Source organism: Azospirillum sp. HJ39 (genome assembly GCF_041507355.1).
GTDB classification, from domain to species: Bacteria; Pseudomonadota; Alphaproteobacteria; order Azospirillales; family Azospirillaceae; genus Azospirillum; species Azospirillum thiophilum.
Genome location: NZ_CP167911.1, coordinates 1,352,885 through 1,366,419 on the forward strand (window position 1 = coordinate 1,352,885; position 13,535 = coordinate 1,366,419).

Genomic DNA, 13,535 nt, shown 5'->3' on the forward strand with positions numbered 1-13,535 from the left:
CCGCTTTGCGGCTCGGGCTGCGCGCTCAGACGGCCCGGTTGAAGGCTGACGCGCCGATGATCTCGGCATAATCGGCGCGCTCGGCCCGCAGGTTGGACAGAAGATCGACGAGGCTGTCACGGACGAAGCTGTCGTCCTGCTCGACGATGCTGTCCTGGGTCAGCAGGATGAACTGGTCGAGAAGCGCCATGTGGGCCGCAGAGGAAGCAGTGATCTTCTTCGAGTTGACGGCACCGATCATGTAAATCTCCCTTGCCTGAGCGTTGTCCAGAGCGTTCCCGATGTCCTCATAAGGCCACCGCTCCGGTTAAGGACTCCCTAACAGGGCTATGAGGCAGGTCGTATCTTGAGGGGTACTTCCTATCTTTGGGTGTAGTTCCTATTACCATTCCAAAGAGGTACCCCTACTGCCCGCAGACCCATCGATACGCATCGTCTGCAAACAATGACTTCGACCGGCGCCGTTCGGCTCCCGCTGGATGTGGCGACGATGGCGTGCCCTATCACAACACGCATTGCCGTCCCGGGTTGCTCAGGCTGCCCGAGGGATTTGGGGGGGAGGGACCACCGAAGGGTGCAGCCCCTTCAACCCATCGGATGACGGCAACTCTCTGAAAATGCTGAGTCTCAAGAGCTGCCGGCACCTCAGGCGGCGCGCCGGGCGGCGATCCGGTCGGCAGCGTCGGCGCGTTCGAGCGCGCGGGCGACCAGATCGGCGAACAGGTCGCCGATTGCGGCATCCGGCGCCGTGCCGCGGCGGGCTGCCAGTGAAACAGCCAAGGATGGACCGGCCAAGGATGGACCGGCCAAGGATGGACCGGCCACCAGCGGACCTTCCATCAGCAGCGAGCCTTCCTCCCCCGGGCCGAGAACACGCCAGCCGCGGCTCTTCATCTCTCCAACACGCGCCCGGGAAATGAACGCGCGGACATGGTCCGGTGCGAGATCGTCCATCCTGTCCCCCAATCGCTGGCGGCGGCCACCGTCGCGACGGCCGCCTTTTTTCGGATCAATACGGAAAAGCGTACGGAAGAAAAGCGAACGCAACAAGAACAAATTCGGGGGGCAGCGAGGATTCTCCAGGATTCCCAACCTTTCGCCCCACCTTCTGCCCAAGCTTCCGCTCCGCCGGCCCTTGCCGTCCGGGCACCCACCGCAAAGATCAGGCGGGGCGGCGGCAATTGCAACGCCGCCCGGTGACATCTTGGCCGGCATCGGCGATCAGGAAAGGTCCAGCAATGAGTGGCGTGCGCATCGAAACCGACAGTTTCGGCCCCATCGAAGTTCCGGCAGACCGTTACTGGGGGGCGCAGACCCAGCGCTCCCTCCAGAATTTCCGCATCGGCGGGGAACGCATGCCGGTTCCCCTGCTGCGCGCGCTGGGCATCCAGAAGCGGGCTTCCGCCGCGGCGAACATCCGGCTCGGCGCGCTCGACCCGACGCTCGGCGCCGCAATCATGGCCGCGGCCGACGAGGTGATCGACGGCCGGCTGGCCGATCATTTCCCGCTGGTGGTGTGGCAGACCGGCTCCGGCACCCAGACCAACATGAACGCCAACGAGGTGATCGCCAACCGCGCCATCGAGGCGCTGGGCGGCACCATGGGCTCGAAGACGCCGATCCATCCCAACGACCATGTCAACATGGGGCAGTCGTCCAACGACAGCTTTCCCACCGCGATGCACATCGCGGCGGCCGACGAGATCGTCCGCCAGCTGATCCCGGCGCTGGAGCATCTGCGCACCGCGCTGGACGCCAAGTCCGACGCCTTCCAGGAGATCGTCAAGATCGGCCGCACCCATCTCCAGGACGCCACGCCGCTGACGCTGGGGCAGGAATTCTCCGGCTACGCCGCGCAGGTGTCCTACGGCATCGGCCGGCTGCGCGGGTCGCTGCCGCAGCTCTACCGGCTGGCCCAGGGCGGCACGGCGGTCGGCACCGGGCTGAATGCGCTGCCGGGCTTCGCCGAGGCCTTCGCCGAGGAGGTCGCCGCCTTCACCGGCCTGCCCTTCGTCACGGCGGAGAACAAGTTCGAGGCGCTGGCGACCCATGACGGGCTGGTCGACGTCCATGGCACCCTGAACACGCTGGCGGTGTCGCTGATGAAGATCGCCAACGATGTCCGTCTGCTGGGCTCCGGCCCGCGGTCGGGCATCGGCGAGCTGTCGCTGCCGGAGAACGAGCCCGGCTCCTCCATCATGCCCGGCAAGGTCAACCCGACCCAGTCGGAGGCGATGACCATGGTCTGCGCCCAGGTGATGGGCAACCACACCACCGTCACCGTGGCCGGCGCCACCGGCCATTTCGAGCTGAACGTGTTCAAGCCGGTGATCGCCTTCAACGTCCTGCAGTCGATCCGGCTGCTCGCCGACGCTGCGGTCAGCTTCACCGACAATTGCGTCGTCGGGATCGAGGCCAACCGCGAGCGCATCGCCCGGCTGGTCGCCGACAGCCTGATGCTGGTCACCGCGCTGAACCCCCATATCGGCTACGACAATGCGGCGAAGATCGCCAAGAAGGCGCACAAGGAAGGGACCAGCCTAAAGGAGGCCGGGCGGGCGTTGGGACTCCTGACGGATGAGCAATTCGATCAATGGGTTCGTCCCGAACGGATGGTTGGTCCAGGCTAAGCTTGGGGTTAGGGTGGGGGTGTCGTCTCCGGCCGGTCCGGCCTTCCTCTGACCACCCCCCATCCTGCCAACTGCCAGCCGATGCGTGCGTGACCATGAAGAAGCGTTCGGTCCTGATTGCCGGCCACCCCACCAGCGTCTCGCTGGAAGAGGAGTTCTGGGATGCCCTGAAGACGGTGGCGCAGCTGCGCGGCCTGTCGGTGAACGCCCTGATCGAGGAGATCGACCAGACCCGCACCGGCAACCTGTCCAGCGCCATCCGCGTCCATGTGCTGAAGGCGGTGCAGCACCGCCAGCCGGGCGAGGGGTGAGGCGGGCCGGGCGGGTGCGCGGGGAACGTGGGCCGGCAGTGGACACCCGCTGCATGGCGGCGTACACGGGTGCGGACCCGCTCCCTGACGTGATGCAGCCGCCATGCCGCCCGACGCCTCCACCCTCGACATCGTCGCCTTCTGCTGGTTCGTCGGTTCCTGGGTCGGTTTCACCATCATCCAGGACCATCTGCTGACCGGCCGCAACGCGGTGAACCAGCATCTGAAGACCGTGCGCCGCCACTGGATCGACCGGATGCTGGAGCGCGAGAACCGCATCATGGATTCGCAGCTGGTCGGCCACACCATGCACAGCTGCACCTTCTTCGCCTCCACCAACATGCTGGTGCTGGCCGGTCTGGTCGGATCCTTCGGTGCCATGGAGCATGCGCACGAGGTGGTGTCGAACCTGTCCTTCACCGTCCACACCTCGCGCCAGCTCTTCGAGATCAAGCTGCTGCTGATGGTGGTGGTCTTCACCTTCGGCTTCTTCAAGTTCACCTGGGCGCTGCGCCAGTACAATTACTGCTGCGCGCTGATCGGCTCCGCTCCGATGCCGCCGGTGTCCGTCGAAGACCGCAGGATCATCTCCCACAGCATCGGCGAGGCGTTGACCTTGGCGATCACCGCCTTGAACGGCGGCATGCGCGCCTATTACTTCGCGCTGGCGGCGCTGGCCTGGACCATCGGTCCGATCCCCTTCATCCTCGCCACCACCGGCGTCATCCTGATCCTCACCCGCCGGCAGGCATTCTCCGCCACCGAGAAGGTGATCCGCGTCCAGGTCGAGTGGCTGGAAGAAAACGCCTCAATCAAAGGAAAAGAATAAGTAAAAAGCCAGCAATCTTTTGGAGAGTGCGACCAAATATCCTCTATCTGACGGCGTACCACGATGGTTGAGTGTCATCGTTGTGCCATGCAGCGCGGCGCGATCGGAAAGCCACCGGACCGGCGCCGCGCAGAGACGATGAGAGGACGGCCATGGACGCGGATACCGCGCTGAGCATCATGGAATCGCTGGATGAGGCCGAGGCGCTGTTGCGCCGCATGTGCCTGGGCGACGGCTGGGCCAGCCAGGGCACGCTGGCCCGCAACCGGGAACTGCTGGACGCCGCGCGCCATCGGCTGGAACTGGTCCACAGCATCGAGGAAATGGAGCCGCTGGAATTGGCCGCAGTGGCGTGACCGCTGGCGTGACCGCTGGCCTGACCGCAGTGGCCTGACCTGCGCCGCTCCTCAGCCCTTCAGCAGGACCTTGCCGCCGCCGCGCACCTTCGACCAGTCCTTGGCGAAATAGGCGAAGTCGCGCGACGGCCGGCTGAACAGGAAGCCCTGGGCCAGCGACACGCCCAGGTCGGTCAGCAAGGCAGAATGGACGGGCTCCTCCACCTGTTCGCCGATCAGCGTCAGGTCGAGCTGGCGGCAGACATCGACCATCGAGCGCAGCATCGCCATGTCGCGCGGGCTCTTGACCGCGCCGCGGACGAATTTGCCGTCGATCTTGGCATAGTCGGCCTGGATGCCGTAAAGCGACTGGAAGCTGGTCGACCCGGCGCCGACATCGTCCAGGCAGATGCGGAACCCGGCCTGCCGGAGCTTCTGCAGCACCTCGTTCAGCTTGGCGATGTCGTTGACCACCACGGTTTCCGTCACCTCGATCAGCAGCTTGTTCGCCAGGTCGCCATAGGGGGCGACCACGGACTGGAACTGCTTGAGGAAGATCGGGCTCATCAGCGTCTTGGCCGACAGGTTGATCGCCACGTCGGGCAGCTTCGGCTCCTTGCGGAACTCCTTCAGCGTGTCGAGCACCGTCCGGGTCAGCAGGAGGTCGAAATCGTAGATCAGCCCGACATCCTCGGCGAAGGTGATGAAGTCGGCGGGCGAGCTCATCCCGTCGACCCGGGTCAGCGCCTCCAGATGATGGACGGCGCCGGTGCCGATGTCGACGATCGGCTGGTAGACGACCACGAAGTCCCGGTTGTCGATGGTGGCGCGCAGATGGCCGATCCGCTCCACCGCGCCGGCCATCAGCCGGTTGGCGCCGTCCTCCAGGCTGGAGATGGTGAACTCGCCGCCCTGGGCCGAGGCGAAGGCCTGCACCGTGTAGACCAGGGCGCGGGCGGCGTCGGCGGCGTCCAGCGTGTCGTCGGCCATGTCCAGCGTCCAGGACCGGATGCCGCCGGGCAGGGCGCCGCCGGCCGCCTCGATGATCTGGGCGACATGCCCCTGCACCTCCCGCCCGTCGATGTCGGCGGCATGGACGATGCCGTAACGGTCGCCGGTCAGCTGCCCGGCGCTGTCGCCGTCGGCGGAGATGCCGCGCAGATAGGCGTCGATGCCCTCGCGCACCTCGGCCGCGGCGCCTTCCGGCATCGCGTCGACCATCGATTGCAGGCCCTCGACCAGCAGCAGGGTCAGCCCCCGGTCCAGCCCCCTCTCGCGCGCCGCGTGGAGCCGTTCCTCCAGGATGCTGGCGAAGCCGGCCTGGTCCGGCAGCTCGCCCTGGCCGCCCGCCTCATGGGCACCGGCGGCACCGGCGGCACCGGTCCGCTGCGGGGCGGTCAGCAGCACGGTGAGGAACAGCGAGCCCGGGCAGGAATCGAGCCGGCAGCCGCCGAGCAGGGCCGGGAACGGCTGGCCGTCGATGGCCTGGAACAGCACGCGCGACGGCTTGATCCGCGCCTTTTCCCGGATGCGCTCGAACAGGACATGGACGTATTTGCGGTCGCCCGGCGCCACGACATCCATCAGGTTGCTGCCGACCAGCCCGCCGATCTCGCCCTTGGTCAGGCGGCAGCGTGCCCCGGCCGAAAACAGGATGGTGCCCGCGGCATCCGTCTCGATCAGCAGATCGGCGGCGGCGAAGGCGAAGCCGACGAACCGGTCGCGATCGCGGCTGGACTGCGGGCGCCGCTGTCCTGCGGCCGCAGTCACCGGGCCGGCAGGGGCAGCTTTATCCTGCGCGAGGGGGATCGTCATGTCTCTGCAAATTGCATCAAAGTTTAGAGAGTTTGAAGATGAATGCTCTGTAGAATAACGAAAATTATAATAGGTTAAAAGCGTGCTGGTGGCTGCGGATCATAAATCCCGGATGAAGGCGACAGTTTATACCGCCTTTCCGGTAATCCGGCTTCGCCCCGATCATATGCAGGGATGCAGGCGCGCGCCTGCCACCCTCCGGCAATTATCCTCCGGGCAAATTCGTCCAGTCATTGCGTGTGCGAAACGAAAAAGGCCCCGTCGACTCGATGGTCGCGGGGCCTTGGGGATTGTGGGGTCCTGGAGGTCCTGGAGGGGCTTGTGGGAGGTCCGTTACCGGCGGGGGAACAGCCGGTTGACATGGCCCATCTTGCGGCCGGGCCGCGCCTCCGCCTTGCCGTACAGGTGCAGCCGGGCGCCGCGTTCGGCGAGCAGGTCGGGCCAGCGCAGCACGTCGTCGCCGATCAGGTTGGTCATCTCGGCATCGGCCACCCGCTCGACCGAGCCGAGCGGCAGGCCGCACACCGCGCGCACCAGCTGCTCGAACTGGCAGGAGGCGCAGGCATCCATGGTCCAATGGCCGGAGTTGTGCGGGCGCGGCGCCATTTCGTTGACCAGCACGGCACCCTCGGCGGTGACGAACATCTCCACCGCCAGCACGCCGACCAGATCGAGCGCCTCGGCGATGGTCCGGGCGATGCGGTCGGCCTCCGCCGCGGTCTCCGCCGGCACCCCGGCCGGGGCGATGGTGACGTCGAGGATGCCGTCCTTGTGGCGGTTCTCCACCGCCGGATAGGCGACGGTCTGGCCGTCGGCGCCGCGGGCGACGATCACCGACACCTCGCAGGCGAAGGTGACGAACCCCTCGACGATGCCGGCCACGCCGGGCTTGCCGCCGCCGATGGCCGCCCAGGCGGCCGCCGCCGCTGCCGCCGCGTCGCCGTCCCTGCCGGCGTCGAGCCGAGCCTGCCCCTTGCCGTCATAGCCGAGCCGGGTCGATTTCAGGACGCAGCGCGGCCCAACCTCCGTCACCGCGCGGGCGACGTCGTCTGCGCTGTCCGCCGCCCGCCACGGTGCGGTGGCGATGCCGAGCCGGTTGACGAAGCTCTTCTCGGCGATGCGGTCCTGGGCGACCGACAGGATGTGCGGGCCGGGATTGACGGTGGTGAAGCGGCGCAGATGCTCCACCGTCGCGACCGGCACATTCTCCCACTCCAGCGTCACCGTGTCGACCGAGCGGGCGAAGCGCTCCAGCGCGTCGAGATCGTCCCATCCGGCGACGGTCGTGGCGGCGCTGACTTGGGCAGCCGGGCTGCCGGCCGCGTCGGGGGCGTAGACATGGGTCCGGTAGCCCAGCCGGGCGGCGGCCAGCGCCGTCATGCGGCCGAGCTGGCCGGCCCCCAGCATGCCGACGGTCGAGCCGGGGGCGAGGCGGGGCAGGGCGGGGACGGCCGGAGTACCGGTTGCGGTGCCGGTTGCGGTGCCGGTCATGGGGGACGGACTTTCTTTCTGGTCAGGTCGGATCGTCGACGGGCGCCTCGGCCACGGCGGCGGTCTGGCGCGCGCGCCAGCCGTCCAGCGCGTCGGCCACCTCCGGCTCCATCAGCGCGATGACCGAGCCGGCGAGCAGCGCGGCGTTGATGGCGCCGGCCTTGCCGATGGCCAGCGTGCCGACGGGGACGCCGCCCGGCATCTGCACGATCGACAGCAGGCTGTCCATGCCCTTCAGCGCGTGGCTTTCGACGGGAACGCCGAACACCGGCAGCGGGGTCATCGACGCCGCCATGCCGGGCAGGTGGGCGGCGCCGCCGGCCCCGGCGATCACCACCTTCAGCCCGCGCGCCCTGGCGGTGGTCGCATACTCGACCAGCCGGTGCGGCGTGCGGTGGGCGGAGACGATGCGGACCTCGTGGGCGATGCCGAGCGCCGCCAGGGTATCGGCGGCATGCTTCATGGTCGTCCAGTCGGACTGGCTGCCCATGATGATGCCGACCAGCGGGCGGTCGCCGGCGGCCGATGCGTCATTGGCCGGGGCGTCGTTGGCCGGAATGGCGGTGGTCGTGGAGTGATCGGCGGACACGGCAGCGGGCTTCCCTCATGGTCCGGAAAGCGGCGCATTATAGGAAGAGTCGGCCGGCTGTCCAGTGGCGGCGCGGAATTCCCACGCCGCGCCGCTAATCCCACCCCCGGACTGCGACATTGCGGCCCTTCCGATGGAACATGGGTCCGCCTATGGTGCCGGCTTATATGTGAACGATAGACCTTCCCATCCCCAGCCGTATCTCCAGCCCCCAGCCCCGGACCCCATCGCATGACCGAGAGCGTCCCCACCGAAGAGCAGCGCGGCGAGCACCGCGACATCCGTACCGCCATGGCGGAGGAGCGGATGGCCGGCGTCGGCATCGACGAGGCGTCGATCGAGACGCTGGTCCGGACCTTCTACGGCAAGATCATGAAGGACGAGGTGCTGGGGCCGATCTTCGGCCGCGCCATCGCCGATTGGGAACCGCATCTGCGCAAGATGATGGATTTCTGGTCGTCCATCGCCCTGCTGACCCGGCGCTACGACGGGCGGCCGATGCCGGTCCACATCTCGCTCGGGCTGGAGCCGCAGCATTTCGAGCGCTGGCTCGGCCTGTTCCGCGAAACCGCCCACGAGCTGTTCCCGGCCGACGGAGCGGCCTTCCTGATCGGCAAGGCGGAGAACATCGCCCGCAGCTTCCAGATGGGCATCCAGTTCTTCACCGTGCCCAAGAAGGGGTGAAGGCGTCCCTCCCTCCCTCCCCCCGGCCCGGGAAGGGGGCGGGGGGAAGGGGGTGGGGGAGGGCGTGGTTACGCGATGATGTCCGGCAGCAGCCGGCTTTCCAGGACCATGATCTGGTCCTTCAGCATCAGCTTGCGCTTCTTCAACCGCTGCATCTGCAGCTGGTCGTAGGGCGCACGCTCGGCCAGCCGGGCGATGACGTCGTCCAGGTCGCGGTGCTCGCTGCGCAGGCTCGCCAGCTTTTCCTTCAAAGTCTCTTGCTCGTTCATCGCGCCCGTTGGGAATGGCCGTTGCCCCGGAAGTCCGGGGGTGCTCTTGCGGGTGGCCCGTTGGCCGGGCGGGCCGGACTATACCAGATTTCCCCCGGCACGGCATCGGCAAACGCGGCATCGGCAAACGCGGCCGCCGGCCCTCATGCTCCTCCGATGGGTGGCCCGATGGGGGGCGGCGCGGGCAACGATTGCGGGAACCGTCCGTTCCGGTAACATGGTGGTCCATTTCAACGAACAGGCGAACGGGACGGGAACCCCTCAATGACTGCCCCAACGAAAGCCGGAAAGCGCATCGGCATCCTGACCAGCGGCGGCGATTGCGCCGGATTGAACGCGGTCATCCGCGCGGTGGTCCACCGCGCCACCGGCTACGGCTGGCAGGTGCTGGGCATCAAGGAAGGCACCCAGGGCCTGCTACAGCGGCCGGTGCAATACCAGACGCTCGATCTCGGCTCCGTCGACGGCCACATGATGCGCCAGGGCGGCACCATCCTCGGCACCACCAACCGCGGCGACCCCTTCGCCTATCCGATGCCGGACGGCACGGTGAAGGATCGGTCCGACGAGATCATCGGCGGCTACCGCGAGCTCGGGCTCGACGCGCTGATCGGCATCGGCGGCGACGGCAGCTTCGCCATCCTGCACAAGCTGGCGCAGAAGGGCGGCTTCCCGATGGTGGGGGTGCCCAAGACCATCGACAACGACCTGGGCAAGACCGAGGTGTCGGTCGGCTACGACACCGCCGTCGCCGTGGCGGTCGAGGCGCTCGACCGCCTCCAGCCCACCGCGGCCAGCCACCACCGGGTCATGGTGCTGGAGGTGATGGGCCGCGACGCCGGCCATATCGCGCTGGCGGCCGGCATTGCCGGCGGGGCCGACGTCATCCTGATCCCCGAGATCCCCTATTCGATCGAGAGCGTCGCCGCCAAGATCCAGGACGTGCGCAACACCGGGCGCAACTTCGCCCTGGTCGTCGTGTCGGAGGCGGTGAAGACGCTGGAGGGCACCGGGGTCAAGAAGGTGCTGCAGGGCGGCGAGAAGCGCTATGGCGGCATCGGCGACTATATCGGCGAGAAGATCGCCGACGCCACCGGGGCGGAGACCCGCGTCACGGTGCTCGGCCATGTCCAGCGCGGCAGCATGCCGAGCCCGCGCGACCGGCTGATCGCGTCCGCCTTCGGCGTCCATGCCGTCGACCTGATCGCGGACGGCAAGTACGACCGCATGGTCGCCTGGTCCAACCGCGGGGTCATCGACGTGCCGATCACCGAGGCGATCGAGCATTATTCCTGCGTCGAGCTGGACGGGGCGCTGGTCAAGACCGCGCGCGGCCTGAACATCAGCTTCGGCGACTGAGGGGAGGACGGGGCCGGTGGGCGCCAATCCCTTCTGGGACTTCTCCCTGGCCGTCTATGGGCGGCCGGGGGTGCCCGCCGCCTGCCTGGCGCTCCAGGACCGGCGCGGGGTCGACGTCAACCTGCTGCTGTTCGCCGCCTGGGCCGGGCTGGAGTGCGCCGCCGGCCTGTCCGGCGACGCGCTTTCCCGCATCGATTCGGCGGTCTCCGGCTGGCGCGACGAGGTGGTGCTGCCGCTGCGCGCCCTGCGCCGACGCGCCAAGGCGGAGGACGATGCGTTCTATCGTCGCATGAAGGCGGCCGAGCTGGAGGCCGAGCGCGTCCAGCAGGACCGGCTGTTCGCCGCCGCCACCGTTGCCGGGCTGGCGCCGCGGCCGGGCGGCGGCATGGCGCTCGCCGCCGCCAACATGGCGCTTCTGGTGCCGGGCGGCGACCCGGCGCTGGAGGAGCTGGCCGGACAGTTGGCGGCAAGGCCGGCCGGGGAATGAGCGCCGGCCGCGCCCTGTCCCCGCCATCCCCGTTCCCGTCAGCGGTTCAGGATCAGCTCGTTCGGGTCGCGTGCGACGCTGGAGGTCAGCTCCGGCTTGCCGACATAGAAGGCGCTGCAGCGCTTGCCGCTGACCAGCCGGGTCAGGGCCGCTTCCCATTCGCGGCCCTTGGGGCCGACGATCCGCAGTTTCAGCTGGTCGACGAGCGGATAGACCTTGAACTGGTCGATCTCGACCGGCTCGGGGGTGGTGACGGTGAAGACGTCCTGCTTCAGGGTCAGGGTCTTGCCGTTGATCTCCAGCGTGACGTCCTGCGCCCACGGGCAGCCGTTCGGCTTGGCGCCTTCGTTGGCCTGCGCTGGAAAGGCGGCGCCGAGCAGGATGAGCGCGGCAACCGGAAGGTGGATCGACCGGCTGGCGACGGTTCGGCAGAATGCCCTGGCTGGGCGGGACGTCATAATCCGCTCCTCAATGATCGGCGCGGACAATAGCGATGCGTCAGTCTCATGACAATACAGGGAAAATCCTAATCCTGTGACCGTTTGCAACGGTTCCTGACATCGCCTTGCCGGACCGGCGGGGCCGTGCCGGGGTATGATCCGGAAACACTGTCAAAACCTTGCCAATCCTGCATGGATTCAGATGGTTACTTTATCCCAGGCCCTGATGATCGCCCTCGACCGCCATCAGGCGGGGCGCGTGGCGGAGGCGGAGGACATCTATCGCCGGATCCTCGGCGCCGACCCGGAATATGCCGACGCGATGCAACTGTTGGGCGTCCTGGCGGCACAGACCGGGCGGCTGGAGGAGGCCGGGCGGCTGCTGCGTCTTGCGGTGGCGTTGCGGCCCGATGGCGTCGCCGGCCTGTCGAACCTCGCCGGGGTGGCGCAGTCGGCGGGCGATGCCGGACCGGCGGCCCGGCTCTATGGCCGGGCGCTGCGCCTGATGCCCGAACTGGCCGACGCCCATGCCGGGCGCTGCGCCGCCCTGCGCCGGCTGGAGCGGAACGGGGAGGCGCTCGCGGCGTCCGGCCGGGCGTTGGCGCTGGCGCCGGACCATGCCGCCGCGCTGGCGAACCGCGCCGCCGTCCTGCTGTCCTGCGGCGACCCGCCCGCGGCCGAGCGCTGCGCCCGCCGCGCCCTGCGGCTGACCGGCGGGGCAACGACGCCCGCCTGGGCCACTATCCGCACGACCGCCCATGCGACGCTGGCGGCGGCACTCGCCGCCCGTCGCTGCTGGGCGGCGGCCGAGGCGGCGGCCCGCGACGCGCTCGCCGCCGGCCATGACACTGGCGAGGCCTGGGAGGTGCTGGGGGCGGCGCTGGCCAAGCTCGGCCGCTTCGCCGAGGCGCTCGACGCCTTCGCCGCGGCGGAGCGGCTGCGCCCCGGTTCCTCGCTGTGGGCGGCGCGCGGCACCGCGCTGGTCGCCATGGCCCGGCCGGCCGAGGCGTCGGAGGATTTCGCCCGCGCCTTGGCCGAACGGCCGCAGGATGCCGGGCTGCACTGGAATCTCGGCTTCGCGAGGCTGATGGCTGGCGACTATGCCGCCGGCTGGCCCGAATTCGATTGGCGCCGGCAGGACGACCGCGCCGAACCGCCCTGGCGCCGCTTCTCCCAGCCGACCTGGCGCGGCGAGCCGCTCGCGGGCCGGACCATCCTGCTCCATGCCGAACAGGGGCTGGGCGACACGCTGCAATTCCTGCGCTATGTCCCGCTGGTGGCGGCGCTGGGCGGCCGGGTGGTGCTGGAGGTGCAGCGCCCGCTGCTGGCGCTGGCGGCGGGGCTGGCGGCGGGGTTGGAGGGGGTGGCGCAGGTCATCGCCCGCGGCGACCCGCTGCCGCCCTTCGATCTGGAATGCCCGCTGATGAGCCTGCCGCGCGCCTTCGGCACGGTGCTGGCGGACGTCCCGGCCACGACCCCCTATCTGCGGCCCGACCCGCAACGGCTGGAGCGCTGGCGCCTGCGGCTGGCTCCGGAGGCCGGGCGGGAGCTTCGCGTCGGTCTGGTCTGGGCCGGCAACCCGCGCTTTCCCGGCGACGACCAGAGGTCGCCGCGGCTGGCCGGCCTGCGCGCCCTGCTGGAGGTGCCCGGCTGCCGCTTCTACGGCTTGCAGATGGGGGAGGGCCGGGCCGACCTCGACGGGGCGGCGCTGCCCGCCGGCTTCACCGATCTCGGGCCGGAGATCGCCGACTTCGCCGACACCGCGGCGATCATGGCCGGTCTCGACCTCGTGGTGTCGTCCTGCACCGGTCCGGCGCATCTGGCGGGGGCGCTCGGCCGGCCGCTGTGGCTGGCGCTGCCCTTCTCGGCGGACTGGCGCTGGCTCACCGGCCGTGCCGACAGCCCCTGGTATCCGACCGCCCGCCTGTTCCGCCAGCCGGCGCCCGGCGACTGGGGAGCGGTCGCCGGGCGGATGGCCGCCGAACTGGCGGAAGCGGCTCAGCGCTTCAGGCCGTCGCCGAAGCGCGAGCAGTCGTAATCGTCGGTCCCGGCCTCGGCCCGGCCGCCGTTGGAGGTGTTGTAGCGCGGATCGTCGCAACGGCCGTTGCGGGCGTAGGCCGAATCGGAACTTCCCGATCCGAACAGCCCGCCGCCGCCGCTGCCGAACATGCCGCCGCCGTTGCCGCCGGTCTGGTTGCAGGCGGCCAGCGCCAGCGGCGCGGCGGCCAGGATCACAAGGCGAAGTGCGGTCTTCATTGGGTGGGTTCCCTTCCGTGTCGAGAGCGAAGACGTGTCT

16 protein-coding genes are annotated in these 13,535 nt (G+C 69.1%); 8 read left to right on the forward strand and 8 right to left on the reverse strand.

Annotated features, from left to right (window positions below; translation table 11 throughout):
* Positions 1-25: 25 nt before the first annotated feature.
* Positions 26-241: a hypothetical protein gene (locus ABMY26_RS19605; RefSeq protein ID WP_372398850.1), complete on the reverse strand. Its 216-nt coding sequence runs from the start codon at positions 239-241 to the stop codon at positions 26-28.
* Positions 242-645: 404 nt separating this feature from the next.
* A complete protein-coding gene (locus ABMY26_RS19610) occupies positions 646-1,050 on the reverse strand; it encodes a hypothetical protein (protein WP_372398851.1) in 405 nt (134 codons plus the stop codon).
* A 188-nt stretch (positions 1,051-1,238) separates the two neighbouring features.
* Here ABMY26_RS19610 and fumC point away from each other — a divergent pair, with 188 nt between their 5' ends.
* From fumC to ABMY26_RS19630, 4 genes are all read left to right on the forward strand, one after another.
* Positions 1,239-2,630: a class II fumarate hydratase gene (fumC, locus tag ABMY26_RS19615; protein WP_372398852.1), complete on the forward strand. Its 1,392-nt coding sequence runs from the start codon at positions 1,239-1,241 to the stop codon at positions 2,628-2,630.
* 95 nt (positions 2,631-2,725) lie between these two features.
* On the forward strand, positions 2,726-2,941 hold the full coding sequence (locus tag ABMY26_RS19620) for a ribbon-helix-helix domain-containing protein (RefSeq protein WP_045580291.1): 216 nt from the start codon (positions 2,726-2,728) through the stop codon (positions 2,939-2,941).
* Between the two features lie 103 nt (positions 2,942-3,044).
* Positions 3,045-3,770: a DUF599 domain-containing protein gene (locus ABMY26_RS19625; protein WP_372398853.1), complete on the forward strand. Its 726-nt coding sequence runs from the start codon at positions 3,045-3,047 to the stop codon at positions 3,768-3,770.
* Between the two features lie 152 nt (positions 3,771-3,922).
* Entirely contained in the window at positions 3,923-4,126 is a 204-nt protein-coding gene (locus tag ABMY26_RS19630) for a hypothetical protein (protein WP_372398854.1), read from the forward strand.
* A gap of 51 nt (positions 4,127-4,177) precedes the next feature.
* On the opposite strand, the gene ABMY26_RS19635 is transcribed toward ABMY26_RS19630, so the two are convergent.
* The 3 genes from ABMY26_RS19635 to purE form a co-directional block, all read right to left on the reverse strand.
* The gene (locus ABMY26_RS19635; protein ID WP_372398855.1) at positions 4,178-5,920 is read right to left on the reverse strand and encodes an EAL domain-containing protein; all 1,743 of its coding nucleotides are present in this window, start codon (positions 5,918-5,920) and stop codon (positions 4,178-4,180) included.
* 333 nt (positions 5,921-6,253) lie between these two features.
* Complete coding sequence (locus ABMY26_RS19640; RefSeq protein ID WP_372398856.1) at positions 6,254-7,411, reverse strand: 5-(carboxyamino)imidazole ribonucleotide synthase; 1,158 nt, start codon at positions 7,409-7,411, stop codon at positions 6,254-6,256.
* Positions 7,412-7,433: 22 nt separating this feature from the next.
* Positions 7,434-7,901, reverse strand: a complete 468-nt coding sequence (gene purE, locus ABMY26_RS19645) for a 5-(carboxyamino)imidazole ribonucleotide mutase (protein WP_372399038.1) — start codon at positions 7,899-7,901, stop codon at positions 7,434-7,436.
* Positions 7,902-8,231: 330 nt separating this feature from the next.
* On the opposite strand from purE, the gene ABMY26_RS19650 reads away from it, so the two are divergent.
* Entirely contained in the window at positions 8,232-8,684 is a 453-nt protein-coding gene (locus tag ABMY26_RS19650; protein ID WP_372398857.1) for a group III truncated hemoglobin, read from the forward strand.
* 68 nt (positions 8,685-8,752) lie between these two features.
* Here the strand turns inward: ABMY26_RS19650 and ABMY26_RS19655 are convergent, their stop codons facing one another.
* Complete coding sequence (locus ABMY26_RS19655) at positions 8,753-8,953, reverse strand: YdcH family protein (protein WP_372398858.1); 201 nt, start codon at positions 8,951-8,953, stop codon at positions 8,753-8,755.
* Positions 8,954-9,217: 264 nt separating this feature from the next.
* Here ABMY26_RS19655 and ABMY26_RS19660 point away from each other — a divergent pair, with 264 nt between their 5' ends.
* Together ABMY26_RS19660 and ABMY26_RS19665 are read left to right on the forward strand one after the other, a co-directional pair.
* A complete protein-coding gene (locus ABMY26_RS19660; RefSeq protein WP_045580285.1) occupies positions 9,218-10,312 on the forward strand; it encodes an ATP-dependent 6-phosphofructokinase in 1,095 nt (364 codons plus the stop codon).
* A 16-nt stretch (positions 10,313-10,328) separates the two neighbouring features.
* Positions 10,329-10,799 (forward strand): TIGR02444 family protein, encoded by a 471-nt coding sequence (locus ABMY26_RS19665; protein ID WP_372398859.1) that lies wholly within the window; start codon positions 10,329-10,331, stop codon positions 10,797-10,799.
* Positions 10,800-10,837: 38 nt separating this feature from the next.
* On the opposite strand, the gene ABMY26_RS19670 is transcribed toward ABMY26_RS19665, so the two are convergent.
* Entirely contained in the window at positions 10,838-11,257 is a 420-nt protein-coding gene (locus tag ABMY26_RS19670; RefSeq protein WP_372398860.1) for a hypothetical protein, read from the reverse strand.
* Positions 11,258-11,441: 184 nt separating this feature from the next.
* Between ABMY26_RS19670 and ABMY26_RS19675 the strand changes: the two genes are divergently transcribed.
* The gene (locus ABMY26_RS19675; protein WP_372398861.1) at positions 11,442-13,277 is read left to right on the forward strand and encodes a tetratricopeptide repeat protein; all 1,836 of its coding nucleotides are present in this window, start codon (positions 11,442-11,444) and stop codon (positions 13,275-13,277) included.
* Here the strand turns inward: ABMY26_RS19675 and ABMY26_RS19680 are convergent.
* Positions 13,238-13,495: a hypothetical protein gene (locus tag ABMY26_RS19680; RefSeq protein WP_372398862.1), complete on the reverse strand. Its 258-nt coding sequence runs from the start codon at positions 13,493-13,495 to the stop codon at positions 13,238-13,240. The two genes, ABMY26_RS19675 and ABMY26_RS19680, sit on opposite strands and share 40 nt — an antisense overlap.
* Positions 13,496-13,535 lie beyond the last annotated feature (40 nt).